Raw genomic sequence first — 24,993 nt, 5'->3', positions numbered from 1 at the left:
CGGAAGCTAAGCCTTTCAGCGCCGATGGTACTGCCCGGGGGACCGGGTGGGAGAGTAGGACGCCGCCGGACATAACTTCACGAAACGGGGGTCGGAGCATTGCGCTCCGGCCCCCGTTTTGTGCGTTTGTCCGCTTTCGTCGACCGACCGGATCCAGCCGCTACCGCGGGGAACCGGGTGGATGCGATGCCGTTCAGGTGCCCCCACCGGGCGTGCGCCGTTCATCAGTGAGGTACGTAGAACACCATGACTTCTCCGCGACGAGGGCCGTCAGGGTCAGATCGAGGTCGTAGCGCCGGCGGCAGTGGCGGCGCAGCCCGTCAGGGTGGCGCCGGCCGTCCGCAGCGGCCAGCCGGACACCGCGGGTCCCGACCGACCGAGGGCAATCGGGGGGCCCGGCCTGCCGATGGCAGCCGTGGTGCCGCCAGCGGCCGCGGGTCGTCACGTGACGATCGTCCGAGCGCACCCGGTGGTCCTGGCGGCGAGTGGCGCGATCGGCGCCCCGCTGGCGAGCGTTCTTCTGGCGGTCGGTCCGGCGGCGGTCGGCCGCAGGGCTCTGGGCGTCCGCAGGGTGGTGGGCGTCCGCAGGGTGACCGGCCCTCCTGGCAGGACCGTCGTCCCAGCGGGGATCGTCCGCAGGGGCAGGGCCGTCCGCAGGGTGACCGTCCCGCGTGGCAGGACCGTCGGCCGGGTGGAGACCGTCCGCAGGAGCAGGGCCGTCCGCAGGGTGACCGTCCTTCCTGGCAGGACCGTCGGCCGAGTGGTGACCGTCCCCAGAGCCAGGGGCGTCCGCAGGGTGACCGTCCCGCGTGGCAGGACCGTCGTCCCAGCGGGGATCGTCCGCAGGGTGGTGGGCGTCCGCAGGGTGACCGGCCCTCCTGGCAGGACCGTCGTCCCAGTGGCGATCGTCCGCAGGGGCAGGGCCGTCCGCAGGGTGACCGTCCGCAGGGTGGTGGGCGTCCGCAGGGTGACCGGCCTTCTTGGCAGGACCGCCGTCCGGGTGGAGACCGTCCGCAGGGGCAGGGCCGTCCGCAGGGTGACCGTCCGCAGGGTGGTGGGCGTCCGCAGGGTGACCGGCCTTCTTGGCAGGACCGTCGCCCGAGTGGTGACCGTCCGCAGGGGCAGGGCCGCCCCCAGGGTGACCGGCCCGCGTGGCAGGACCGTCGTCCCAGCGGTGACCGTCCGCAGGGGCAGGACCGTCGTCCCAGCGGGGATCGTCCGCAGGGGCAGGGGCGTCCGCAGGGTGACCGGCCCGCGTGGCAGGACCGTCGTCCCAGTGGTGACCGCCCGCAGGGTGATCGCCCGGCGTGGCAGGACCGTCGTCCGGGTGGTGACCGTCCGCAGGGTGGCCGCCCTGCCGGGGAGGATCGGCGGCCCAATGCTGAGGCCGCGGTACGTCGTCCCGCCGGGCCGGCTCTGCCGGAGTGGGTGGACCCGCGCGACCTGGACCAGTCGGTCCGGTCGGCGCTGCGCGGGCTCGACTCCCGCAATGCCGACACCGTGGCCCGACACCTCGTGGCCGCGGGCGGACTGCTCGACGACGAGCCGGAGCTGGCCCTCGAGCACGCACGCGCTGCGCGGGACCGGGCGTCCCGGATCGCTGCCGTCCGCGAGGCCGTCGGCGTTGCCGCCTACCACGCAGGCGACTACGCCGAGGCTGCTCGTGAGCTGCGGGCCTACGCACGGATGAGCGGGGACGACAGCTACCGCGCAGTGCTGGCCGATTGTGAGCGTGCCCTCGGCCGGCCGGAGAACGCCCTGCGACTGGTCCAGGAGGCGCTGACCACCGAGCCCGGCGAGGAGGAGCTCGTGGAGCTGCACCTCGTGGAGGCCGGGGCGCGGCAGGACCTGGGTGAGACAGCAGCCGCTGCACTCGTGCTGGAGGCTGCCCTCGGCGGACGCCCGACCCCGGCCACGCTGGGCCACCCGGATCTCGGCCAGCTCCGACTCGCCACCGCGTACGCCGAGCTGCTCGACGCCCGCGGTGAGGAGGAACTGGCCGGCGACTGGTTCGCCGCCATCGCCGCAGCCGACCCGGACGACCTCACCGGCGTCGCAGCCCTCTTCGCGGACGAGGACGAGGAGGCCGACGAGAGCGAGGCCACCGGCGACCCGGATGTCGACGGGGCGATCGCCGACGAGCCGGTCGTCGACGAGCAGATCGCCCAGGAAGAGGCCGTCGCGCAGGAGGACCCGCCGGCAGGTCCGACCGAGGGCGACCAATCGGGTGCGGACGACGCTGTGCAGCTTCCCACCGCCGAGATCGGCGGCGTGGAGTTCGCGGACGTCGACTTCGGGGACGTCTCGGCCGATGACATCGAGGCCGAGGTGGCCGAGCTCCTGGGCGAGACCCCGCCCCCCGTGGAGCGGGACCACACGCGCCTGTTCCAGGAGGCGCCCGGGCACGACGTCCCGGAGCAGGAGGCACCGACGGACTGACCCCCGTCGTCCACACCGGCCAGGTACGTCCACAGACCGTGGGCGCACCTGGCCGGTGTGCGTTCCGGGCAGCGAGGCTGCCTGCATGAGCCTCGCTGTCATCGACCGGAACGACGTCGTCCTGCGCGGTCGGCTGTCCGCCGCACCCGAGCTGCGCCCGCTGCCCAGCGGCGACACCCTGCTGGTGTTCAAGCTCGTCGTCCGCCGGGACAGCCCGCGGCCTCGGGGGCCGAAGTCCGACGTCATCACCTGCGTCAGCCTGCTGCCGGCGCTCCAGCGCTACGCGGCCGCCTGGACGACCGACGACGTGGTGGAGGTGGAGGGGGCGCTGCAGCGTCGGTTCTGGCGGACCCCGACCGGCACGGCGGTCGCCTACGAGGTGACCTGCCGGCGCGGCCGCAAGGTCTCCCGGGCAGCGCCACGGCCATCCGCCGAGTCGGGATGAGCCGGGTGCGGCCGCCGGTCAGTCCCCGTGCGGGCGCAGCACCAGTCCGGTGCGGGGCTTGGGCACGAAGAGCGTCGACTTCCGGGGCATCCGTGCCCCGGCCCGGGCGACCGCGGCGACATCGGTCGGCGAGGGAGACCGCAGCAGCAGGGCCACCCCGGCCCGCTCCTCGGCCAGCCGCAGCGCCTCCTCGACGTCGTGGGCGACCAGCACCGACGACGGGTCGTCCGGGCGCCCCCAGAGACCGGCCAGCAGCGCGGAGTGGGCGAGGACGACGTCCAGCCGGCGCCAGGCCGTGGGCGCCTCAGCCGGTACGGCCGCCCGCATCGCCGGCGACGGTTCGGACAGTTCGGCGACCCGGTTGCCGTCGGTGAGCAGGAACGTGCCGTCTGCGCCGGTGTCCAGCCAGTCCGCGACCGCTGCCCGGACGCCGCCGGACGGTACGACGTCGCGGACGGTGAACCCGGCAGCCGCCGACCCCAGCGCGGTCGACATCGAGAGGTCGGGCACCACGCGGTGGATGGCCCGGACGCGGAGCCCGCCGGCCCCCATCGGCGTGACCAGCGCCAGCACGCTGCCGTGCCCGGCATGACCGTGGTGGTGGTCGCGGGCGGCGGCGAAGCGGTGGTGCCCGTCGGCGATCACCGCGGCGGTCCCGGCCAGCGCGCGGGTCAGCCGGTCCAGGAGCACGGGGTCGGTGACCCGCCACAGCCGGTGCACCACCCCGTCGGGGTCGGCGACCTCGAGCGTGGGTGCGAGCTCTCCGGTCTGCCGGGTCAGCGCCGCCACCTCCGGGTCGGGATCGTGCGCGAGGACGATGGGCTCCAGGTCGGTGTCGGTCCCTGCCAGCAGCGCGGCCCGACCGGCCACCGCCGGGGGGAAGGTGTCCTCGTGCGGGAGCACGGCCACCGACCCGGGAGCGGGCAGGGTGACCGCGCCCAGCCAGCCGACCGTGGGCTCGGCCCCCGGCGTGGCCATCTCGTACCGCCACAGCGCGGGGACCCGGTCGCGGACCAGCACGTTTGCGGCCAGCCAGTCCCGCAGCGTCTCCCCGGCGACGGCCGCGGACCGGCGGTCGCGCTCGGCGCGGGACACCTCCGGTCCCGGCAACGGCTCGACGTCGGGCAGGATCAGGCGGACGATGTTGTGCGGATCGGCGGCGGCCAGACGGTCCCGCCCTGCCGGGTTCACCAGGTCGTAGGCCGGTGAGCTCACCCGCGCCAGGTGGTCGGCGTCGTGCTCTCGATAGGTGAGGGCGCGGAACGGCCGGACGTCGAGGCCCGTCACGTCGGGAGGCGGGGCATCCGCCGACGTCGTGGGCAGGGAGTCGTCGAGGGCACGGAGTCGATCGTAGGAGCGCCCGCACCGGGGACCGGAGGGGTACCTGCCGACACGGCAGGGTGTGCAGCGCCGGGGAGGCGCGGGGGAGGAGCTGCGATGGCGGACCTGGGACAGCCGGACGGTGGCGTCTACGACTGGTACCAGCGGGGGCTCCACCTGCTGGGCGACGGCAACCCCGATGCGGCCGCGACCCTGCTCGGCCGTGCACTGGCCGCCGAACCCGGTTCGCGGAGCGTCCGGGAGGCGCTCGCCCGGGCCCAGTACGACGCCGGCCGGTACCGCGAGGCGATCGAGAACTTCGGCGCGCTGATCGCGGCCGACCCGGCCGACGACTACGCCCAGTTCGGCCTCGGGCTCGCCGCCAGCCGGGCCGGCGACCTCGAGCTCGCCGCCGAGCACCTCGCGCTGGCCGTGGCGATGCGTCCGGACCAGGGTCACTACGCCCGGGCGTTGCGCGGTGTCCGGGCCCGGCGGGGGATGGCGACGGAGCTGCCCTGAGGACAGGCTCCCGGGCCGCTGCGACAGGATGACGGCGTGAGCTCCGACGCTGGGTCCAGCCCGCGCACCACCGACGTCCGCACGCTGCTGGCCGCAGGCACCGACACCCCACCCACCCGGGCGTACGACGTGGCCCTCCTCGACCTCGACGGGGTCGTCTACGTCGGCCCCGTCGCCGTGCCCGGCGTACCCGCGGCCCTGGAGACCGCCCGGGACCATGGCATGCGGCTGGGCTTCGTCACCAACAACGCCGCCCGCACGCCGGAGCAGGTGGCCACCCACCTCACCGAGCTCGGCATCCCAGCCGCGCCCGACGACGTCATCACCAGCTCGCAGGCCGCCGCCTCGGTCGTGGCCGGGCTGGTCGGGCCGGGCGCCCGGGTGCTGCCGGTCGGCGGTCCCGGCGTCGCGGCCGCCCTGTCGGCAGCCGGTCTGACGGTGGTCGAGCGGGCCGAGGACGAACCGGCCGCCGTCGTCCAGGGCTACGGGCCGCAGGTCGGGTGGGCCCAGCTGGCCGAGGCGGTGGTGGCGGTGCGGCAGGGAGCCCGGCACGTCGCCACGAACACCGACGCGACCATCCCCTCACCGCGGGGCGTGCTGCCCGGCAACGGAGCGCTGGTCGGCGTCGTCAGCACGGTCACCGGGCAGCAGCCGCTGGTCACCGGCAAGCCCGACCCGGCCATGCACGCCGAGTGCGTCCGCCGGACCGGCGCCCGCCGGCCACTGGTGGTCGGCGACCGGCTGGACACCGACATCGAGGGCGCCCGGCGGGCCGACGCGGCCAGCCTGCTGGTGTTCTCCGGGGTGGCCTCTCCCGCCGACCTGCTCGCCGCCGGCCCGGTGCACCGGCCGGACCTCATCTCCGCCGATGCCGCCGGGCTGCTCGTCGCGCACCCGGTCGTGACCCCGGTCGAGGCCCCGGGCGTCTGGCGGTGCGGCGGCTGGGAGGCCCGCACCGACGGGGAGCAGCTCACGCTGCGCGCCGTCGGGCCGGAGCGCCAGGGGGCCGACGGGCTGGACGGCCTCCGCGCGCTCGCCGTCGCGCACTGGGCGCAGCACCCCGGAGACGGACGGACGGCGGTGCCGCACGCCGGTGACGACGCAGCCGCCGAGGTGCTCGCCCGTTGGGGCCTGACCGGCAGGTGAGGACAGGCCAGCGGGACCAGCGGGTCAGAGGAGCGAGCGCAGCCGCAACATGTCGCGGAGACCTGCCTCGAGCTTGATCCGGCCCGACGCCCACGCGGGCCCGAAGGACAGCTGCCCCGACGTCAGGGCCAGCAGGTCGTCGCTGGTCATCGTCAGCCGAATGTCGGCCTTGGGCACCGACGGCCCGTCCGGCACGGCGGCCATGTCGTGCACCGAGCCGCGGGCCAGCCGGCCGGCGACAACGTGGTCGAGGTCGGTCAGCCGGCAGGAGACGCTGCGGTCCAGGTCCCGCGCGCCCTCCTTGGCGGCCAGTTTCCCGACGAAGTCGTCCAGGGCGATCATGCACTCGTCGAGCGTCGCCACGTGTGGTGCCTCCTCCAGCCGAGGACCGGGCTCGTCCCGGCCGGTCGGTCGGAGCGGGACGCTACCGGCGGGGACGTCACGCCGGCCGGGCGGTCCGCGGGGCAGGCCGTCGCCGTGGGGCGAGGACGGGTCCACCGACTCCTCCGGTGCGCCGTCGCCGGTCGGTGGCGGCCGGTAGCCTGCCAGGTGGTCGCCGAGTCCTCGGTGCCCCGGGACCGGCAGCTGCCGACTCCGGTGAGAACCGTCGGTGGAGGAGGAGCCCGTGAGCGTGCCCGGCCAGCCACGCCCGGTCCCGCGCCCCCCCGGCGGCGCGCGGCCCGGTCCGGTCCCACCGACCGGCCCCGCCCCGGTCCCGGCGGCGACAGCTGAGCCGGTGGAGTCGACGGCCACGGCGGGGTCGACGGCGCCCGGCGGCCCCGGGGCACCCCCGTTCGCCGACCTGGCCGGGCGACCGGTGGCCGAGCACGTCGCGGTGTTCGAGGCCGAGCACGCGCGGCTGCAGCGCGAACTGTCCACCATCGACCAGCTCTGATGGCCCGCCGCAGCCGGCTCGACGCCGAGCTCGTGCGCCGCGGGCTGGCCCGCTCCCGCGAGGACGCCGTCGCCCTGATCGCCGAGGGGCGGGTCACCGTCGGCGGGCAGGCCGCCACCAAGCCGGCCACCGGCGTGGAGGCGGGCACGCCCGTCGTCGTCCGCACCGACCCCGACGAGCCCCGGTGGGTCTCCCGCGGCGCGCACAAGCTGATCGGCGCCCTCGACGCGTTCGGTGTCCCCGTCGAAGGGCGGCGCGCCCTGGACGCCGGCGCCTCGACCGGGGGCTTCACCGAGGTGCTGCTGAGCCGCGGGGCCCGGGAGGTCGTCGCGGTCGACGTCGGGTACGGCGAGCTCGCCTGGTCCCTGCGCACCGACGAGCGGGTCGCCGTCCACGAGCGCACGAACGTCCGCGAGCTGACCCCGGAGGCGATCGGCGGCGCCACCGACCTGGTCGTGGCCGACCTGTCCTTCATCTCCCTGCGCCTGGTGCTCCCGGCGCTGACCGGCTGCGCCGGGCCCGACGCCGACCTGCTGCCGATGGTCAAGCCACAGTTCGAGGTCGGCCGGCACCGGCTCGGCTCGGGCGGCGTCGTCCGCGACCCCGACCACCGCGCCGACGCGGTCGCCACCGTGGCGGCGGTCGCCGCCGAGCTCGGCTGGGGCACCGCGGGGGTGGTGGCCAGCCCGTTGCCCGGCCCGGCCGGCAACGTGGAGTTCTTCCTCTGGCTCCGCCGGGACGCACCCCCACCGGACCAGGCAGACATCACCCGAGCAGTTCAGGAAGGACCACAGTGACCGAGCCCCAGCCAGGCGCACCGGCGGGCAGCCCCGACGAGGCCTGTCCGGCTCCTCGGCGGGTGCTGCTGGCCGTGCACACCGGGCGCGCCGACATCGTCGGTCTCGCCCGGTCCGCCGCGGCCCGGCTCGCCGAGGCGGGCATCGTGGTCCGGCTGCTCGACGACGAGGCCGAGGCGATGGCCGTCCCCGGCGCGGAGGTCTGCCCCTTCGGGCCCGAAGCGGCCGAGGGCGTGGAGATCGTGCTGGTGTTCGGGGGTGACGGCACCTTCCTGCGCGCGGCCGAGCTGGCGCGCAGCACCGACGCGGCGATCACCGGGGTGAACCTCGGCCGGGTCGGCTTCCTGGCCGAGACCGAGCCCGAGGCGGTCGAGGAGATGATCGCCGCCGTGCAGCGCTGCGAGTACGACGTGGAGGAGCGGCTCACCCTGGAGGCGACCGTGCTGGACGCCGAGGGCCGGCCCACGGGCGAGGGCACCTGGGCGCTCAACGAGGTCTCGGTGGAGAAGGTGGAACGGGCCCGGGTGCTCGACGTCGTCCTCGAGGTCGACGGGCACCCGCTGACCAGCTTCGGCTGCGACGGCATCCTCTGCGCGACGCCGACCGGGTCGACCGCCTACGCGTTCTCCGCCGGTGGCCCGGTCGTCTGGCCCGACGTGGAGGCGCTGCTGCTCGTGCCGACCAACGCCCACGCCCTGTTCGCCCGGCCGCTGGTCACCTCACCGACGTCGGTGCTGACCATCGCCGTCCCGCCCGACGGCACCCGGGCCCGGGTGTCCGCCGACGGCCGGCGATTGGTCGACGTGCCCGACGGCGGCCGGGTCGAGGTCCGGCGCTCCGAGCGGCCGGTGCGGATCGCCCGGATGAACCCGACGGCGTTCGGGGACCGGCTGGTCGCCAAGTTCGGGCTGCCGGTGCGCGGCTTCCGGGACGCCCGGTCCCACGGGCCGGGTCACGAGGCGCCCGTCGGGCGCACCAACGTGCTCGCCGGCGACGTCAACACCAGCGACGGCGTCCTGCGGACCCCGGAGGAGGTGGGCGGTGGCCACCCGGACGGCGAAGCGTGAGCGACCGGCTCCGCAGCCGGGGCCCGCGCGGCCGCAGAACGGTGCCCTGTCGGAGCTGCACATCCACGGGCTGGGCTCCATCGACGACGTCACCCTGGAGCTCGGCCCCGGCCTGACCGTGGTCACCGGGGAGACCGGCGCCGGCAAGACGATGGTCGTGACCGGCCTGAGCCTGCTCTTCGGCGGACGGGCGGACCAGGGGCGGATCCGGGCCGGGGTGCGGGCCGGCGTCGAGGGCCGGTTGGTGCTGCCGCCGGAGTCGCCGGTGTGGGCCCGCGCCGCCGACGCCGGCGCCGAGCCCGACGAGGACGGCAGCCTGATCCTGGCCCGCACGTTCAGCGCCGAGGGGCGCTCCCGGGCGCACCTGGGAGGCCGCAGCGTGCCGGTCGGCGTGGTCGCCGAGCTGGCCGAGGACGTGCTCGCGGTGCACGGGCAGACCGATCAGCTGCGGCTGACCCGCCCGGCCGAGCAGCGGCGGGCGCTGGACCGGTACGCAGGTGCGGCGCACCTGGCCCTGGTCGAGGAGCACCGCACGGCCCACGCCACCTGGCGAGGGCTGGCCGAGGACCTGGACCGCCGTCGCGGCCAGGCGAGGGAGCTGGCCCAGGCCGCCGACGTGCTGCGGCACGGCCTGGAGGAGATCGCCGCCGTCGCACCGGAGCCGGGTGAGGACGTCGACCTCGACACCCTGGCCAAGCGGCTCGGGGACGCCGACGCGCTGCGGGACGTCGCCGACACGGCCCGGCTGGCCCTGGTCGGCGACGTCACCGGCGACCTCGGTGGGGACGGCGACCTCCCGCAGGACGCCACCAACGCGCTGGCCACCGCCGAGCGGGCGCTGGCCTCCTCCGACGACCCCACCCTGGTGCTGCTCGCCCAGGACCTCGCCGACGCCGTGGCCGTGGTCTCCGACGTCGGCGTGCAGCTGGCCAGCTACGTCGCCGACCTGGACGCCGACCCGGCGCGGCTGGCCGAGGTGCTGGACCGTCGGGCGGCGCTCACCGCGCTGGTGCGCAAGTACGCCGACGCGGGGGAGGGTCTGGCCGGGGTGCTGGCCTGGTCCGCCGACGCGGCGGACCGGTTGTCCCAGCTCGACGTCTCCGACGAGGCGCTGGCGACCCTGGAGGCCGAGCGGGACGCCGCCCGCGCCGAGCTGGCCGGCCTGTCCGCCCGGGTCACCGCCGGCCGCCAGGCCGCGGCGGAGGGCTTCGCCGCCGAGGTGGGGGAGGAGCTGGCCGGGCTGGCGATGAAGAACGCGCAGGTCTCCTTCCGGATCGACACCGACCCGGACCAGCCCGGGCCCGAGGGCGCCGACGAGGTCGTCCTGCTGCTGTCACCGCACCCGGGCGCCCCAGCCCGGCCGGTGCACAAGGGCGCCTCCGGCGGTGAGCTGTCCCGGGTCATGCTGGCCATCGAGGTGGTCTTCGCCGGCGCCGACCCGGTGCCGGTGATGGTCTTCGACGAGGTCGACGCGGGGGTGGGCGGTCAGGCGGCCGGCGAGATCGGCCGGCGGCTGGCCCGACTGGCCCGGGAGCACCAGGTCGTCGTCGTCACCCACCTGGCGCAGGTCGCCGCGTTCGCCGACACCCACCTGGTGGTGGACAAGTCGCCGGACACCGCCCTGGGGGTCACCGCCACCGACATCCGTGCGGTGCGGGACGAGGACCGGGTCCGGGAGCTGGCCCGGATGCTGTCCGGCCTGGCCGACAGCGACACCGGCCAGGCGCACGCCCGCGAGCTCCTCGCCGTGGCAGCCGAGCGAGGCCGCTGACGCTCGGCCCCCGCCGCGCGCGGTGGGGGCGAGGCGGTTCCGCCTTCAGGGGCGCTTGGCGTACCCGGCCAGGCCGAACTGCAGCAGCGCGAGCCCGCGCCGGCCGCGGGCGCGGAGATCGGCCACCAGCTCCGGGCCCGATGCGCCGGCCAGCACCCGGTCCCGGGCCAGTTCCAGCAGCGCCGAGTACAGCCCCATGACGGCGTTCGCGGCCAGCCACGGCTCCAGCTCCCCGGCGGAGGCGCGGGTCTCCAGGGTGATCTGCTCGGCCAGCGTGTCGGTCAGCGCACCGAGGATCTCCCGTTCCCGGGCCTGCAGCGTCCGGCTGGCGCGGATGATGCGGGCCATCTCCGCGACGCCCTCGGCTGCCGCGGGGGAGCCCAGCTGGCTGACGGCGGCGACGACGAAGCTGCCGGCCGCGGCTGCCGCGGACTCCCCGGCGGGGCGCCGGCGGACGGCGTCCAGCAGCGCGGCGCGCATCGGCGGGTCGGCCTCGAAGACCAGCCCCTCCTTGACCGGGAAGTGGTTGAAGACGGTCTTCTCCACGACGCCGGCGCGCTGGGCGATCTCCAGCACGCTGACGTGGTCGAAGCCGCGGGCGGCGAAGAGCTCGGCCGCTGCGTCGATGATGGCCTCGCGGGTGCGCAGGCGTCGCTGCTCCCGCAGGTCGGGGCCCCGCCGTTCCCGGCGACGGGCCCGGCGGCCGGGGCCGGAGGCATCCGCGGGATCGGCTGCCTGGGGGTCGGCTGCCTGGGCGTCACGGCCGGCCTGGACGTCGGCCGCGGGCTCGGCCGGCAGCCGCTCGGTCGTGTTCGGGGCCACCGGTGAGCTGGGCGCGGTGACAGGGGTGGGCAGGACGGCGGCGGGCACCGGGGGCCGGGACGGCAAGGGCACCACCCGGGCGGACGGCGGTTCCGCGCCCCGCGGAGGTGCGCCCGCCGGCTCGCGGGCGACGGTGTTCGTGGGCTCGACGTCCGGCGCGGCGGCGGCGTCGTCGGCGAGCAGGTCGGTCGCTGTACTCCGGCGCGCGGAGGCCCCTGCAGTCACAGCAGTCACGCTAGTGACGAGCCGGTCCCGTCCCGGGGCAGCGACGCGCGGTCACCTGCACGGCGAGTCGCCGTGCACCTGGTGTCGCTCACTGAGCGTGACTGGTCGACCCCGCTCGCGCGTCGGGGGGCCGGGCATCTGTTGGCCCGTGGGACGATGGACGCCATGCGCATCGGCACCCTGCGGCGCGGACGGTCGTCGGACACGGCTCCCGGCGTCACCGGAACAGTCCGCGTCGACCGGCGGACCAAGAACCTGACCAAGCGGCTGCGGCCGGGCGAGATCGCCGTGATCGACCACCTGGACATCGACCGGGTGAGCGCCGACTCGCTCGTGGCGGGCAAGGTCGCGGCGGTCGTCAACGCCTCGCCGAGCATCTCCGGCCGGTACCCCAACCTGGGCCCCGGGATCCTCGTCGAGGCGGGGATCCCGCTGGTCGACGGGGTGGGCAAGGAGGTCCTCACCCAGCTCAAGGAGGGCACCGAGGTCCGGCTGGAGGGCAACCGGCTCTACGCCGGCGAGACGGTCGTGGCCGAGGGCGTGGAGCAGACCCCGGAGACGATCGCCACGGCGATGGCGGAGGCGCGGGCCGGCCTCTCGGCGCAGTTGGAGGCCTTCGCCACCAACACCATGGAGTACATGAAGCGCGAACGCGCGCTGCTGCTCGACGGGGTGGGCGTCCCCGACGTCACGACCCGGATCGAGGGCCGGCACGTGCTGGTCGTCGTCCGGGGGTACGACTACAAGGAGGACCTCCAGGCGCTGCGCCCCTACATCCGGGACTACCGCCCGGTGCTGATCGGCGTGGACGGCGGCGCCGACGCGCTCAAGGAGGCCGGCTACCAGCCGGACATGATCATCGGCGACATGGACTCGGTCAGCGACTCCGTGCTCCGGTGCGGCGCCGAGGTGGTCGTGCACGCCTACCCCGACGGTCGGGCTCCGGGTCTCGAGCGGGTCACCGACCTCGGTGTCGAGGCCATCACCTTCCCGGCGGCGGCCACCAGCGAGGACATCGCGATGCTGCTGGCCGACGAGAAGGGCGCCACGCTGATCGTCGCGGTGGGCACCCACGCCACGCTCGTCGAGTTCCTGGACAAGGGCCGTGGCGGCATGGCCTCCACCTTCCTCACCCGGCTGCGGCTGGGCGGGAAGCTCGTCGACGCCAAGGGGGTCAGTCGGCTGTACCGCAGCCGGATCTCCACCCTCGCGCTCGTCCTGCTCGTGCTCGCCGCCCTGCTGTCGATCACCGCCGCGCTCGCCGTGTCCACCGCCGGCCGTGTCTACCTCGACCTGCTCATCGACCAATGGGACAGCTTCGTGTTCTGGTTGGAGAACCTCTTCTCGTGATCGACTTCCGTTACCACCTGGTCTCCCTGATCGCGGTCTTCCTGGCCGTGGCCCTGGGGATCGTCATCGGCACCACCCAGCTGAACGGGCCGGTGCTGACGAACCTGCAGAACCAGGTGGCCGCCCTCCAGGAGGACAAGCGGATGCTGGAGGACGAGACCCAGCAGCTGCAGATCGCCCTGGACCAGGTCGGCGGCTTCGAGGAGGCGGTCGGCCCGGCCCTGGTCGCCGAGACCCTCGCCGAGCGCAGCGTGCTGCTCGTCGTCGGCAGCGAGGAGGTCCCGACCGAGGTCGTCGAGGGGGTCACCGCGCTGCTGGCCGACGCCGGGGCCACCGTCACCGGCGTCCTGCGGCTCCCGGAGGGGTTCGGCGACCCGGCCAACGAGGCCGGTCTGCGCAGTTACCTGACCGGCCCGGGCCTGCCGCCGGGGATCACCCCGGCCGAGACCGACGACACCGGTGAGCTCCTGGCCGACGTGCTGGCCGACGTCCTGGTCGTCCCCGACGGCGAGGGTGACGAGGCCGGGGTCGCCCCCGACCCCGCCGCGACGGCCTCGGTGCTGGCCGGGCTGGAAGAGCTCGAGGTGCTCAGCCGGGACACGTCCTCGGTGGCCGCCGCCGACTTCGCCGTGCTGCTGACCGCGGGCACCGCCTCCGGTGACGAGGCCGAGGAGCGCACCACCGCGCTGGTCCAGCTGGCCACCGCCCTGGACGCCCGGGGCTCCGGCGCCGTGATCGCCGGCGACCTCGCCGCGGTGGAGGACGGCGGCCTGGTCGGTGCGGTGCGTGCCGACCGCCCGGTCTCCGACGGCCTGTCGACGATCGACAACGTGGACACCCCGGCCGGCCGGATCAGCACCGTGCTCGCGCTGGTCGCCGAGGCGTTGGACACCTCCGGCCGGTACGGGGTCGGGGAGGGCACCCAGCCGGTGCCCACACCCGTCTCGTGAGCAGCGCCCGTCTCGGGAGCAGCTCCCGTCCTGTGGGCAGCGCAGCCGGTCGGCGCGCCGCCGTGGCCGCCGGGGCCGCCGTGGCCGCCTGGGCCGGGCTGGCCGCGGCGGGCGCGCTGACGGCCCGACCGGCCGGGGCGCCGTGGCGGCGCACCAACTACGCCGGGCGCCCGGTGACCCTGCTCGGTGGTCCGGTGCTGGCCGCCGCCGCGACCGGGTCGGCGGTGCTCGGCGCCCCCGCGGGCCAGCGGGCGGCGGCCGCCGTCGTCGGTGCCGTCGCCGGGGTGGTCGGCGGCTACGACGACCTGGCGGGCGCCCGGCCGGAGCAGGCCCGGGACAAGGGACTGGCCGGTCACCTGGCCGCGCTCCGCGCGGGGCGGGTGTCGGCGGGGGCGGTCAAGGTCGCCGGCATCGGTGCCGCCGCGGCGGTCGCCGCCGTGCTGACCCGCCGGGGGTCCGGCGCCGCTGCCGTCGTCGACGGCGTGCTGGCCACCGGCCTGGTCGCCGGGACGGCGAACCTGGTCAACCTGCTGGACCTGCGTCCCGGCCGGGCCGCGAAGGCCGCCGTGCTGCTGTCCGCGGCCACCGTGGGCGGGCCCGCCGGTGGGCTGGTCGCCGGCCCGCTGGGCGCCGGGCTGGCCGTGCTGCCCGCAGACCTCGGCGAGCGGGTCATGCTCGGCGACTGCGGGGCCAACGCCGTCGGCGCGCTGCTCGGCCTGCGCCTGGCCGCACTGGAGAGCCGGGGTGCCCGCGCCGGCCTGCTCGGGGTGGTCACCGCGCTCACCCTGGCCAGCGAGAAGGTCAGCTTCACCCGGGTCATCGAGTCGACCCCCGGCCTGCGGGAGCTCGACCGGCTCGGCCGCCGCCGCGCGTGACCGCCGTGGGGCACCCCGGGGGGCGTCCTCCCGGGCGGGCCCGGCGATGACCAGCACCACTCGCCGCCGGGCCGTGCGGGGCGTGGCCGGGGCGGCGCTGCTGATCTCGGTGCTCACCCTGCTGGCGCGGCTGGCCGGCTTCGGGCGCACCGTCGTCTTCACCAACGCCGTCGGCGCCGACAGCACCGCGGACACCTACGTCGCGGCCAACACCGTGCCGAACATCGTCTTCGAGGTGGTCGCCGGCGGCGCGCTGGCAAGCCTCGTCGTCCCGATGCTCGCCGGTGGGATCGCCGCCGGGGACCGGGAGCAGGTGCGCCGCACCGCCAACGCCCTGCTGGGCTGGTCACTGCTGGTGCTGGTGCCGCTGGCCGGGCTGCTCGCGCTGTTCGCCCGGCCGATCGCCGAGGCGCTGCTCGGGGGCGATGCGGCGGAGGTCGAGCTGGCCGCCCGCTTCCTGCTCGTCTTCGCCCCGCAGGTGGTGCTCTACGGCGTCGCGGTGGTGCTGACCGGCGTGCTGCAGGCACACCGCCGCTTCGCCGGGCCCGCGCTGGCGCCGCTGCTGTCGACCCTCGTGGTGGCTTCCGCTTACCTGCTGTTCGCCGGCCTCGACGGCAGCCGCACGGTGAGCGGGCTGTCCACCACGGCCGAGTTGGTGCTCGGGGTGGGGACGACGTTGGGCGTCGTGGCGCTCGCGGCGTCCCTGCTGGTGCCGCTGCGCGGGTTGCGGCTGGGGCTGCGGCCCTCGCTCCGCTTCCCGGTCGGGGCGGCGCCCCGGGTGCGCCGGCTGGCGATGGCCGGGGTGCTCACCCTCGCCGGGCAGCAGCTGGTCGCCCTGGTCGCGATCCGGCTCGCCGCCGACGGGCCCGACGGCACCCAGGTCGCCTACTTCGCCGGGATGACCGTCTTCCTGCTGCCGTGGGCGGCCCTCGCGGTGCCGCTGGCCACCTCGGTCTACCCGGGCCTCACCGAGCGGTCCGCCGTCGGGGACGAGGAGGGGTACCGGCGGACGCTGGCGCCGGCCGTCGTCCTCACCGTGGTGACCAGCGCGGTCGCGGCGGCCGGGCTGGTCGCGGTCTCCGGTCCGATGGCCCGGGTGTTCCTGGCCGCCCCGGAGAACGCCGGCGCGGCGGACGCACTCCAGTCGAGCATCGCCGCCTTCGCCCCCGGCCTGGTGGGCTACGGGTTGGTCGCGCTGCTCACGCGCGCCCTGTACGCCCGGGGAGCGTGGCGCGCACCGACGATCTGCGTGGTCGGTGGCTGGCTGGTGGCCGTGGCGGCGGACCTGGTGCTGGCTGCGGTGCTGCCGTCGGCCGACCGCGCGTTCGCGCTGGCCGCCGGGCACAGCATCGGGGTCACCGTGGCCGGGGCCGCGCTGCTGGTCGTGGTGGCCCGGGAGGCCGGGGCCGGCGCACTGGCCGGCGCCGCCCGCACCGGCGGGCCGGCGCTGCTGGCCGGCGGGCTGGCGGGCGCGGCCGGCCTGCTCACCGTCCGGGCACTGGGTGCCGACCCGGTGCCCGAGGACGGCGTGCTCGCCGCGGTCGGCATCGGGCTGGCGGCCGGCGGGGTCGTGCTCGTGGTCGCCGCGGCGGTCATGATGGGGACCTCCCGGCGGCCGTTGACCGCGGCCGTGCAGGGCCTGCGGGGGGCCGACGCCCGAGGAGGGGACGGATGACCGACGAGCCTCTCCTGACCGGACGCCGGATCGCGCAGGTGCTGGCCACCAGCACCGGCGGCGTCGGGACCCACCTGCGCTCGGTGCTGTCCGCGCTGGCCCGTTCCGGCGCGGCCGTGCGGGTCTGCGGCCCGCAGGCCACCGAGGAGCTGTTCGGCTTCACCGCCGCCGGCGCCGACTTCCACCCGGTGGGCATCTCCGCGGGGCTGGACCCGGTCGCCGACCTGCGCGCCGTCCTCGCCCTGCGCCGGGCCACCGCGGGGGCGGACCTGGTCCACGCCCACGGGCTGCGGGCCGGGCTGGTCGCCGCGGCGGCCCGTGCGCCGGCCGGGCAGCGTCGTCGGCCGCTGGTGCTGACGCTGCACAACGCGCTGCCCGAGGGCGGCGGGCTCCGCCGCCGCGTGCTGCAGGCCGCCGAGCGGGCCACCGTCCGCGGCGCCGACGTGGTCCTGGCCGCCTCCGGCGACCTGGCCGAGAACGCCCGCCGGCTCGGCGCCCGGGACGTGCGGGTCGCCCCGGTGTCCGCGCCGCCGCTGGGGCCCGCCCGACGAGACCGCCGCGAGGTGCGCCGCGAGCTGGGGCTGGACGACGACCGCCGGCCGCTGGTCGTGGCGATCGGACGGCTGCACCCGCAGAAGGGGTACGACGTGCTGCTGGACGCCGTCGCCCGGTGGTCGGCGGACCCACGGCTGCACCCGGAGCCGCTGGTGGCCATCGCCGGGGACGGTCCGCTGGCCGACGAGCTGTCCCGGCGGATCGCCGCCGAGGGGCTGCCGGTGACCCTGCTGGGCCGGCGCACCGACGTCGCCGACCTGCTGGGCGCCGCAGATGCGTGCGTGCTGCCCTCGGTCTGGGAGGCGCGCTCGCTGACCGCCCAGGAGGCGCTGCGGGCCGGGACGCCGCTGGTCGCCACCGCCGTGGGGGGGATCCCGGAGCTGGTCGGGGACGCGGCGGAGCTGGTCCCCGCCGGGGACGTGGCGGCGCTGGCCGAGACCGTCGCCCGGGTGCTCACCGACCCGGCCGAGATCGCCCGGCTGGGAGCGGCCGGCCCGCGTCAGGCAGCCACCTGGCCCGACGAGGCGGCGACCGCGGCCGCCCTGGTCGACCTCTACCGGGAGCTGCTCGGACCCTCTGGGGTGCGGTGATGAGCCGACCGGGCGCCCTCCTGCGCCTCTCGCTGTCGCTGGTCGTGCTCACTCTGCTCGGCGGGCTGCTGGTGGGCTCAGCCGGCCCGGCGGCGGCCGCCTCCGCGGAGCCGTGGTCGGCCACCCGGGTGGTGGACGTCGGTGTCGCCGGGCTGACCTGGTCGGACCTGGACCCCGAGCGCACCCCCGAGCTCTGGGCGCTGGCCGAGGAGTCGGCCATCGGCGCGCTGTCGGTGCGGGCCGCCCGGCCCACCACCTGCCTGCTGGACGGCTGGGCCACGTTGGGGGCGGGGAACCGGGCCCGCTACCCGGGCCCGGTCGAGCCGGTGCCCCCGGTGTCCCTGCCCAGCGTCCCGATCCCGGACGAGGACGTCGCACTCCCGGGCGGCGCGGGAGCCGAGGAGGGCCCGGCCGCGGTGCAGCTGGACACCCGGCTGTCCTGGTGCGGTCTGGAGGAGCAGGTCGCCGACGTCGGCCTCGCCGAGCCGCGGCAGACCGTCGCGCGGGTGGCCGCCGACGAGGCCACCGCCCGGTTCGGCGCCGAACCCGGTGCGCTCGGGGAGGCGGTCGGGTGCAGCACGGTCGTCGGCCGCGCCGGCTCGCTGGCGGTGGCGGGGGAGAGCAGCGAGTTCACCGTCCGCGACCGGCTGCCGACCGACCCGGCCGAGGTCGCCGCGCTGCTGGCCGAGTGCCCGCTCACCGTCGTCTCGCTGGACCAGTTCACCGATGCCGGGGCGCCGGCCGCGGAGGAGACCGACACCGGCACCCAGCCCTCCCGCCGCGAGGCGGCACTGGCGGTCATCGACCAGACGATCGGCCGGCTGCGCGACGCGGTGGCCGAGCTCCCCGGGGACACGCTGTTCCTGCTGCAGGGCATCTCGGAGGTCAACGGCGGCCGGCCGCAGCTGCACGTGGGCCTGGCCAACGGGCCGGGGGTGCCGCCGGGCTGGCTGACCAGCGCGAGCACCGGCCGGGTGCCCTTCGTGCAGCTGATCGACGTCGCGCCCACGATCCTGCGGGCGCTGGACCTGGATCCGGTCGCCTCGATGAACGGGCAGCCCTTCCGGGTGGCCGGCGACCGCCCGGACCTGGCGACCGCGATCGCCGAGCTGGAGCAGATCAACACCAGCGCCGTCGTGCACTACCGCAGCACCAGCACGACCTTCTGGGCGCTGGTTCTGCTCAACGGCGCGCTGGTCGTGCTGGGCGTGCTCGGCCTGGGCGGCTGGGCGACCGGCTGGCTGCCCGGCCGGGCCCGGGGGCGGGTGCGTGGCTGGCTGCAGCGGCGCACCCGGGGACGACGGCGGACGGCGGCGCTGCGGGTCGCCGCGCTCACCGTCGCCGCCGTCCCGATCTCGACCTACCTGGCGAACCTGGTGCCCTGGGAGCTGAGCTCGGTCCCCCGGGCGGCGCTGGCCGGTTCGGTGCTCGGCTGCACCCTCGTGGTGACCGCCGTCGCCGCGCTGGGGCCGTGGCGGCGGACCCGGCTGGGCCCGGCGATCGCCGTCCTGGCCATCACCCTGGCCACCCTGGTGGCGGACGTGCTCACCGGCTCCCACCTCGAGCTCGACGGCCTGCTGGGCTACGACGCCATCGTGGCGGGTCGCTTCACCGGGTACGGCAACCTCAGCTTCGGGCTGCTGGCGGTCAGCTCCCTGCTGCTCACCGCCGCGGCGGCTGCGCTGGTGGCCCGCCGGGTGCCGATGCCCGGCCGCCGGCACTGGCTGCTGCCGGTGCTGGTGGCCGGGGTGGGGACCGTGGTGGTGATCGGCGCGCCGTCGCTGGGCCGGGACTTCGGGGGAGTGCTGGCCGCCGTCCCCGGCTTCCTGGTGCTGGGCATGCTGCTGGGCCGGATCCGGGTCACCGTCGTCCGGCTCGTGGCGGTGCTCGCCGTCGCCGTGCTGGCCGTCGGCGCCGTCGCGGTGTTCGACTGGCTCGGCCCGGCCGAGGAGCGCAGCCACCTGGGCCGCTTCGTCGGGCAGGTGCTGGACGGCCAGGCCTGGACGGTGGTGAGCCGCAAGGCCCAGGCCAACCTCAACATCCTGCTGGGGAGCCCGCTGGCCTGGATGCTGCTGGTCGCGCTGGTCGCCGGGGTGTGGCTGCTGCGCCCCGGGGGGCTGCTGCGCAGCCGCCCCGGCCGGCCGGCCGCCGGGCTGCCCGCCGCCGACGTGCGGGTGCTGCGGGCCGGGCTCACCGCGGTGGCGCTGAGCCTGACCCTGGGCGCCCTGGTCAACGACAGCGGCGTCGCCCTCCCGGCGACCGCCGCCACCGTCCTGGTGCCCCTGCTGGTCTGGCTGGTCGCCGGTGCACCGGGTGGCGCGGAGGCCGGGCGGCCGTCCCCGGAGGGGGCGTCGGCCTCGGCGCCGGAGGCCCCCGAGGCCCGTGTTAACGTGGGCGTCCGTGGGTCGACTGGCAGAACCTCGTGACCGCGGACCTCTTCTCCCCAACTCCCAGCCGACGAAGTTCGTCTTCGTCACCGGCGGCGTCGTGTCGTCACTGGGCAAGGGACTGACAGCAAGTTCTCTGGGGGCGTTGCTCTCCAGCCGTGGCCTGCGGGTCACGATGCAGAAGCTGGACCCGTACCTCAACGTGGACCCGGGGACGATGAACCCCTTCCAGCACGGCGAGGTGTTCGTCACCGAGGACGGCGCCGAGACCGACCTGGACATCGGGCACTACGAGCGGTTCCTGGACACCGACCTCACCGGCCGGGCCAACGTGACCACCGGCCAGGTGTACTCCGACGTGATCGCCAAGGAGCGGCGCGGGGAGTACCTGGGCGACACGGTGCAGGTGATCCCGCACATCACCAACGAGATCAAGGCGCGGATCCTGGCCGGGGCCGACGGCCCCGAGCGGGTCGACGTGGTGATCACCGAGGTGGGCGGCACGGTGGGCGACATCGAGTCGCTGCCGTTCCTGGAGGCCGCCCGGCAGGTGCGGCACGAGATCGGCCGGGACAACTGCTTCTTCCTGCACATCTCGCTGATCCCCTACATCGCGCCCTCCGGTGAGCTGAAGACCAAGCCCACCCAGCACTCCGTCGCCCAGCTGCGCAGCATCGGCATCCAGCCCGACGCGCTGGTCTGCCGGTCGGACCGGGAGATCACCGAGGGCATCAAGCGCAAGATCGGCCTGATGTGCGACGTGGAGGCCGAGGGGGTCACCTCCTGCCCGGACGCCCCGTCGATCTACGACATCCCCCGGGTGCTGCACCGCGAGGGCCTGGACGCCTACGTCGTCCGCCGGCTCGGGCTGCCGTTCCGGGACGTCGACTGGACGGTGTGGGGCGACCTGCTGGACCGGGTGCACGACCCGAAGCAGACCGTCACCGTGGCGCTGGTCGGCAAGTACATCGACCTCCCGGACGCCTACCTGTCGGTCACCGAGGCGCTGCGGGCCGGTGGCTTCGCGCACCGCTCGCGGGTGCAGATCCGCTGGGTGCCCTCCGACGACTGCGAGACCCCCGAGGGCGCGGCGGCCGCGCTGGCCGGCGTGGACGGCGTCTGCATCCCCGGCGGGTTCGGGGTCCGCGGCATCGAGGGCAAGCTGGGCGCGATCCGGCACACCCGGGTCAACGGCATCCCGACCCTGGGCCTGTGCCTGGGCCTGCAGTGCATGGTCATCGAGGTGGCCCGGGACCTGGCCGGGATCACCGGCGCCAACTCCACCGAGTTCGACCCGGAGACGCCCGACGCGGTCATCTCCACCATGGCCACCCAGCTCGACGTGGTGGCCGGCCGGGGCGACATGGGCGGCACGATGCGGCTGGGCAGCTACCCGGCTGTCCTGCAGAAGGGCTCGGTCGTGGCCGCGGCCTACGGCTCGAACGAGATCACCGAGCGGCACCGGCACCGCTACGAGGTGGCCAACGCCTACCGCGACCGGCTGACCGAGGCCGGGCTGGTGTTCTCCGGCACCTCGCCCGACGGCACGCTGGTGGAGTTCGCCGAGCTGCCCGCCGACGTCCACCCGTTCTTCGTCGGCACCCAGGCGCACCCGGAGCTGAAGAGCCGGCCCACCCGGCCGCACCCGCTGTTCGCCGCCTTCGTCCAGGCCGCTGCCGGCTACCAGGACGCCGCCCGGCTGCCGGTGCCCGAGGGCGAGCAGGTCGGGATCTGATGGCGCACGAGTACGAGGTGCTGGCCTCCGAGGAGCTCTACGCCGGCCGGATCATCTCGCTGCGCAAGGACACCGTCGCCATGCCCGGCGGCGGGGAGAGCGGCCGCGAGGTCGTGCACCACCCCGGCGCGGTCGGCATCGTGGCCCTGGACGACCAGGACCGGGTGGTGATGCTGCGCCAGTACCGGCACCCGGTCGGGGAGCACCTGTGGGAGGTGCCGGCCGGTCTGCGCGACGTCGACGGCGAGCCGCCGGTGGAGACCGCCCGCCGGGAGCTGGCCGAGGAGGTGCAGCTGTCGGCCGAGCGCTGGTCGCTGCTGACCACCCAGCACCCGTCGCCCGGCTTCTGCGACGAGCTCGTGGTGCTCTACCTGGCCGAGGGGCTCAGCGACGTCGCCCGCCCCGACGGCTTCACCGTCGAGCACGAGGAGCTGGACATGACGGTGGAGCGGGTGCCGCTGGCCGAGGCCGTCCAGTGGGTGTTCGACGGGAAGATCCGCAACTCCCTCGCCGTCATCGGGGTGCTGGCCGCCGCGCAGGTGCGGGTCACCGCGCCGCAGCTCCGCCCGCTCGACGCGGTGTGACGGGTGGGTCCGGGTTGCCCCCGGACCCACCCGCGGGCGAAGGTGGCCCGGTGCTGACACATGACCAGGCCCTGACCCTGCTCCAGGCCGCGCGGGAGGAGTCCGCGAAGCTCGGCGTCCCGATGTCCTTCGCCGTGATGGACCCCAGCGGCCACCTCGTCGCCTTCGTCCGGATGGACGGCGCGCCGTGGATCTCCGCCGACGTCGCCCAGGGCAAGGCGTGGACGGCGGCCGCCTACGGCGCTCCGAGTGCGGCGCAGAAGGCGAAGATGGAGCCGATGCCCAACTTCGCCTCGGCGATCACCACGATGACCAACGGGAAGTTCACCCCGCAGACCGGCGCCGTGCCGGTGTACTCCGACGGGACGCTGGTCGGCGCCCTGGGCGCCAGCGGCGGCACCGGCCAGCAGGACGAGGACGTCTGCGCCGCCGCCGTGGCTGGCTGCGGCTACTCCACGGACTGACCGCCGGGCGGGCGGAGGCCCAGCCGCTGCAGCTCCAGCCCGGCCAGCGCGTGCAGCGCGGCCGGGTCGCCCGCCCGCCAGCCGGCCCCGGTGCCGGCCGGCAGGCGGGCCAGCTGGGGCAGCGGCGCGGTGGCCATCGCCCGGGCGGCCAGCAGCTCGAGCTCCGGCGCCCGGCCCGGCCCGCCGCCCAGCAGCCGGTCGGTGGCCCGCGCCTCCCGCAGCCAGCCCAGCCGCCAGGGCAGCCAGCGCAGCAGCAGCCAGCCCACCGGCAGCAGCACCAGCACGACGGCGAGCACCACGGCCAGGGTGTGCACGGCGTCCGAGGCGCCCTCGCCGGCGCCGGTCACCGAGTGCCCGGCGTCGCTCAGCGCACCGAACGGGGCCGCGAGCTCGTCACCGACCACGGGCATCCCGTCGGCCGCGCCGGCCGCCGTCCCCATCGAGTCCGAGATCGACCGGCCGAGGTCGGCCACCGCCAGGCCCGGCTCGGCCAGCACCAGCACCGCCCCGTGCACCGACCGGGCGACCAGCACCCACAGCACCGCCCACGCCACCAGCCCCAGGTCGGCGACGAGCTGCCGGGTGCGGTGGTCGGGGCGGTCGGCGTACAGGCGCATCGGGCAGCTCCGGGTCTTCGCGGCGCGGGGGTCCCCGGGATGGTGCGTCACTGCGGCCGGGACGGCGATCCGAGCAAGAACGGTCGGGCGCCGTCCCCGCGGTGACGGACAGACTCCTGCCATGACGTCGGACCAGGCCCCCGCCGGGCGCGACCGGCTCCGCGAGCTGCTGGACGCCGTGCTCGACGAGGACAACCACACGCTGACCGAGATGGCCGGGGACGCATTCGCCTCGCCCTGGCACTTCGCCCGGCAGGTGACCCGCGGCGCGGGGGAGTCGCCGGTGGCGCTGCGCCGCCGGGTGCAGTTGGAGCGCGCGGCCTGGCAGCTGGCCGGCGGTGCGAGCGTGACCGAGGTGGCGTTCGCCGCCGGGTACGAGTCGGTCGAGGGGTTCAGCCGGGCGTTCCGGCGGGCCTACGGCCGGACCCCGGGTCAGCCGTGCGCCGCGCACACCCGCGACGGTCACTGGCTGCCCGCGCCCAACGGCGTCCACTTCCACCCACCCACCTCGCTGTGGGTGACCGGCGAGCAGGGGCCCCGCGGGGGCGACGAGGTCACCGCCCTGCTGGTGCACCACGCCCTGGAGGACACCCGCGCGCTGCTCGACCTCGCGACGAGGCTGCCCGAGGAGGAGTACCGGCGGCCCCGGGTGCCCGGCCTGGAGGTGCTGCCCTGGGACGGCCCGGAGGAGTCGCTGGCCGCGGTGCTGGACCACCTGGTCTGGACGACGGAGGTGTGGCTGGCCTCGGTCGAGGGCGCCGACCACCCCGATCGGGCCGCAGACGACCCGGTCGCCCTGCTGGCCCGGCACGACGCGGCCGCGCCCCGGTGGCTGGCCTCCGTCCGCGACGTCTCCCGGCGGGGCGCCTGGGGCGACCGGCTCGTCGACGCGCTCTGCGACCCGCCGGAGACCTTCGTCCTGGGCAGCGTGGTCGCCCACGTGCTGACCTTCGGCGCGCACCGGCGGCAGCTGGCCCGGCACTGGTTCCGCGCGGCCGGCGTCGCAGTGGACGCCGGCGACCCGATCGACTGGCTGACCAGGAGGACGCCATGACCAGGAGGATGCCGTGACCCGGAGGATCCAGTGACCCGCACCGTCTACTACACCGCCACCTCGCTGGACGGCTTCATCGCCACCGTCGACCACTCGCTGGACTGGCTGCTCAGCCGGGAGAACGACGCCGCCGGACCGATGGGCTACGACGGCTTCATCACCGGGATCGGTGCGGTGGCCATGGGCGCGACGACCTACCTGTGGGTCCGTGAGCACGACCCCGACTGGCTGCCGGAGAAGCCCACCTGGGTGTTCACCCACCGCAAGCTCACGGCACCGCCGGGGGCCGACCTCCGGTTCACCGCCGAGGACCCGGCCCGGGTGCACGCAGCGATGGTCGAGGCGGCCGCCGGCGGGGACGTCTGGGTCGTCGGCGGCGGGGACCTGGCCGGCCAGTTCGCCGACCGCGGGCTGTTGGACGAGGTGGTGGTCGCCATCGCCCCGGTGACCCTGGGCAGCGGAGCGCCGTTGCTGCCGCGCCGGGTCGAGCTGGTGGTCCGGGAGAGCGCCCGCAACGGCGAGTTCGTCTGCGTGCGCTTCGACGTCGTGCGGCCGGCCGATCCGGGGCAGGCCGCCGTCCGGACGCCGTCCCCGGCCTGAGCCGGTCCACCGCACCGGGCCGGACCGGCGCGGCGGGTCAGCGGCCGATCCACCGGCCTGAGCCCAGCTGCACCGGACCGCGGTGCTCGCCCAGCGGGCGGAGTACGACGC

Annotated in this window: 23 protein-coding genes and 1 rRNA gene; 20 read left to right on the top strand and 4 right to left on the bottom strand. The window is 76.1% G+C overall.

Going from position 1 to position 24,993, the window contains the following annotated elements:
* The 3 genes from rrf to O2W16_RS09770 all read left to right on the top strand — a co-directional run.
* Nucleotides 1-71: ribosomal RNA gene (gene rrf / locus O2W16_RS21670) — 5S ribosomal RNA — on the top strand; the annotation flags it as partial.
* Nucleotides 72-1,428: 1,357 nt separating this feature from the next.
* Nucleotides 1,429-2,439 carry a tetratricopeptide repeat protein gene (locus O2W16_RS09775; protein WP_269158624.1) on the top strand — a complete coding sequence of 337 codons (1,011 nt, stop codon included), beginning with the start codon at nucleotides 1,429-1,431 and terminating at the stop codon, nucleotides 2,437-2,439.
* A gap of 85 nt (nucleotides 2,440-2,524) precedes the next feature.
* Entirely contained in the window at nucleotides 2,525-2,884 is a 360-nt protein-coding gene (locus O2W16_RS09770) for a single-stranded DNA-binding protein (protein ID WP_269158623.1), read from the top strand.
* Between the two features lie 18 nt (nucleotides 2,885-2,902).
* On the opposite strand, the gene O2W16_RS09765 is transcribed toward O2W16_RS09770, so the two are convergent.
* Nucleotides 2,903-4,171, bottom strand: coding sequence for a DUF1015 domain-containing protein (locus tag O2W16_RS09765; RefSeq protein WP_269158622.1), 1,269 nt, complete (start codon nucleotides 4,169-4,171; stop codon nucleotides 2,903-2,905).
* 150 nt (nucleotides 4,172-4,321) lie between these two features.
* On the opposite strand from O2W16_RS09765, the gene O2W16_RS09760 reads away from it, so the two are divergent.
* Both O2W16_RS09760 and O2W16_RS09755 read left to right on the top strand, forming a co-directional pair.
* Nucleotides 4,322-4,723 (top strand): tetratricopeptide repeat protein, encoded by a 402-nt coding sequence (locus O2W16_RS09760; RefSeq protein WP_269158621.1) that lies wholly within the window; start codon nucleotides 4,322-4,324, stop codon nucleotides 4,721-4,723.
* 36 nt (nucleotides 4,724-4,759) lie between these two features.
* The gene (locus O2W16_RS09755; protein WP_269158620.1) at nucleotides 4,760-5,869 is read left to right on the top strand and encodes an HAD-IIA family hydrolase; all 1,110 of its coding nucleotides are present in this window, start codon (nucleotides 4,760-4,762) and stop codon (nucleotides 5,867-5,869) included.
* Between the two features lie 24 nt (nucleotides 5,870-5,893).
* On the opposite strand, the gene O2W16_RS09750 is transcribed toward O2W16_RS09755, so the two are convergent.
* Nucleotides 5,894-6,232: an alkyl sulfatase C-terminal domain-containing protein gene (locus tag O2W16_RS09750; RefSeq protein WP_269158619.1), complete on the bottom strand. Its 339-nt coding sequence runs from the start codon at nucleotides 6,230-6,232 to the stop codon at nucleotides 5,894-5,896.
* Between the two features lie 373 nt (nucleotides 6,233-6,605).
* Here O2W16_RS09750 and O2W16_RS09745 point away from each other — a divergent pair, with 373 nt between their 5' ends.
* The 4 genes from O2W16_RS09745 to recN are packed head-to-tail and all read left to right on the top strand — an operon-like array spanning nucleotide 6,606 to nucleotide 10,399.
* Entirely contained in the window at nucleotides 6,606-6,764 is a 159-nt protein-coding gene (locus tag O2W16_RS09745; RefSeq protein WP_269158618.1) for a hypothetical protein, read from the top strand.
* Complete coding sequence (locus tag O2W16_RS09740) at nucleotides 6,764-7,561, top strand: TlyA family RNA methyltransferase (protein WP_269158617.1); 798 nt, start codon at nucleotides 6,764-6,766, stop codon at nucleotides 7,559-7,561. The genes O2W16_RS09745 and O2W16_RS09740 overlap by 1 nt, the downstream gene beginning before the upstream one ends.
* Nucleotides 7,558-8,628 carry an NAD kinase gene (locus O2W16_RS09735; RefSeq protein WP_269158616.1) on the top strand — a complete coding sequence of 357 codons (1,071 nt, stop codon included), beginning with the start codon at nucleotides 7,558-7,560 and terminating at the stop codon, nucleotides 8,626-8,628. The genes O2W16_RS09740 and O2W16_RS09735 overlap by 4 nt, the downstream gene beginning before the upstream one ends.
* Entirely contained in the window at nucleotides 8,603-10,399 is a 1,797-nt protein-coding gene (gene recN, locus O2W16_RS09730; protein ID WP_269158615.1) for a DNA repair protein RecN, read from the top strand. Before O2W16_RS09735 ends, recN begins: the two co-directional genes overlap by 26 nt.
* A 45-nt stretch (nucleotides 10,400-10,444) precedes the next feature.
* Here the strand turns inward: recN and O2W16_RS09725 are convergent, their stop codons facing one another.
* Nucleotides 10,445-11,446: a TetR/AcrR family transcriptional regulator gene (locus tag O2W16_RS09725; RefSeq protein WP_269158614.1), complete on the bottom strand. Its 1,002-nt coding sequence runs from the start codon at nucleotides 11,444-11,446 to the stop codon at nucleotides 10,445-10,447.
* 165 nt (nucleotides 11,447-11,611) lie between these two features.
* Between O2W16_RS09725 and steA the strand changes: the two genes are divergently transcribed.
* The 9 genes from steA to O2W16_RS09680 are packed head-to-tail and all read left to right on the top strand — an operon-like array spanning nucleotide 11,612 to nucleotide 22,611.
* Entirely contained in the window at nucleotides 11,612-12,796 is a 1,185-nt protein-coding gene (gene steA, locus O2W16_RS09720; RefSeq protein ID WP_269158613.1) for a putative cytokinetic ring protein SteA, read from the top strand.
* Entirely contained in the window at nucleotides 12,793-13,746 is a 954-nt protein-coding gene (locus O2W16_RS09715; protein WP_269158612.1) for a copper transporter, read from the top strand. Before steA ends, O2W16_RS09715 begins: the two co-directional genes overlap by 4 nt.
* The gene (locus tag O2W16_RS09710) at nucleotides 13,743-14,621 is read left to right on the top strand and encodes a hypothetical protein (protein WP_269158611.1); all 879 of its coding nucleotides are present in this window, start codon (nucleotides 13,743-13,745) and stop codon (nucleotides 14,619-14,621) included. Before O2W16_RS09715 ends, O2W16_RS09710 begins: the two co-directional genes overlap by 4 nt.
* Nucleotides 14,622-14,667: 46 nt before the next feature.
* Entirely contained in the window at nucleotides 14,668-16,296 is a 1,629-nt protein-coding gene (gene murJ, locus O2W16_RS09705; protein WP_269158610.1) for a murein biosynthesis integral membrane protein MurJ, read from the top strand.
* Complete coding sequence (locus O2W16_RS09700) at nucleotides 16,293-17,441, top strand: glycosyltransferase family 4 protein (protein ID WP_269158609.1); 1,149 nt, start codon at nucleotides 16,293-16,295, stop codon at nucleotides 17,439-17,441. Before murJ ends, O2W16_RS09700 begins: the two co-directional genes overlap by 4 nt.
* On the top strand, nucleotides 17,441-19,867 hold the full coding sequence (locus tag O2W16_RS09695) for a hypothetical protein (RefSeq protein WP_269158608.1): 2,427 nt from the start codon (nucleotides 17,441-17,443) through the stop codon (nucleotides 19,865-19,867). The genes O2W16_RS09700 and O2W16_RS09695 overlap by 1 nt, the downstream gene beginning before the upstream one ends.
* Nucleotides 19,824-21,563 carry a CTP synthase gene (locus tag O2W16_RS09690; protein WP_269158607.1) on the top strand — a complete coding sequence of 580 codons (1,740 nt, stop codon included), beginning with the start codon at nucleotides 19,824-19,826 and terminating at the stop codon, nucleotides 21,561-21,563. Before O2W16_RS09695 ends, O2W16_RS09690 begins: the two co-directional genes overlap by 44 nt.
* The gene (locus O2W16_RS09685; protein WP_269158606.1) at nucleotides 21,563-22,147 is read left to right on the top strand and encodes an NUDIX domain-containing protein; all 585 of its coding nucleotides are present in this window, start codon (nucleotides 21,563-21,565) and stop codon (nucleotides 22,145-22,147) included. The genes O2W16_RS09690 and O2W16_RS09685 overlap by 1 nt, the downstream gene beginning before the upstream one ends.
* 50 nt (nucleotides 22,148-22,197) lie before the next feature.
* Nucleotides 22,198-22,611 (top strand): GlcG/HbpS family heme-binding protein, encoded by a 414-nt coding sequence (locus tag O2W16_RS09680; RefSeq protein ID WP_269158605.1) that lies wholly within the window; start codon nucleotides 22,198-22,200, stop codon nucleotides 22,609-22,611.
* Here the strand turns inward: O2W16_RS09680 and O2W16_RS09675 are convergent.
* A complete protein-coding gene (locus O2W16_RS09675; protein WP_269158604.1) occupies nucleotides 22,596-23,228 on the bottom strand; it encodes a hypothetical protein in 633 nt (210 codons plus the stop codon). The genes O2W16_RS09680 and O2W16_RS09675 overlap by 16 nt on opposite strands.
* A gap of 121 nt (nucleotides 23,229-23,349) precedes the next feature.
* Here O2W16_RS09675 and O2W16_RS09670 point away from each other — a divergent pair, with 121 nt between their 5' ends.
* Complete coding sequence (locus O2W16_RS09670) at nucleotides 23,350-24,282, top strand: helix-turn-helix domain-containing protein (RefSeq protein WP_269158603.1); 933 nt, start codon at nucleotides 23,350-23,352, stop codon at nucleotides 24,280-24,282.
* Between the two features lie 30 nt (nucleotides 24,283-24,312).
* Nucleotides 24,313-24,882, top strand: coding sequence for a dihydrofolate reductase family protein (locus O2W16_RS09665; protein WP_269158602.1), 570 nt, complete (start codon nucleotides 24,313-24,315; stop codon nucleotides 24,880-24,882).
* Nucleotides 24,883-24,993 lie beyond the last annotated feature (111 nt).

The organism is Modestobacter sp. VKM Ac-2984 (genome assembly GCF_026967985.1).
Taxonomy (GTDB): Bacteria; Actinomycetota; Actinomycetes; order Mycobacteriales; family Geodermatophilaceae; genus Modestobacter.
Note: the sequence above shows the minus strand (reverse complement) of the source record. Positions and strands in the feature narration are given on the sequence as shown.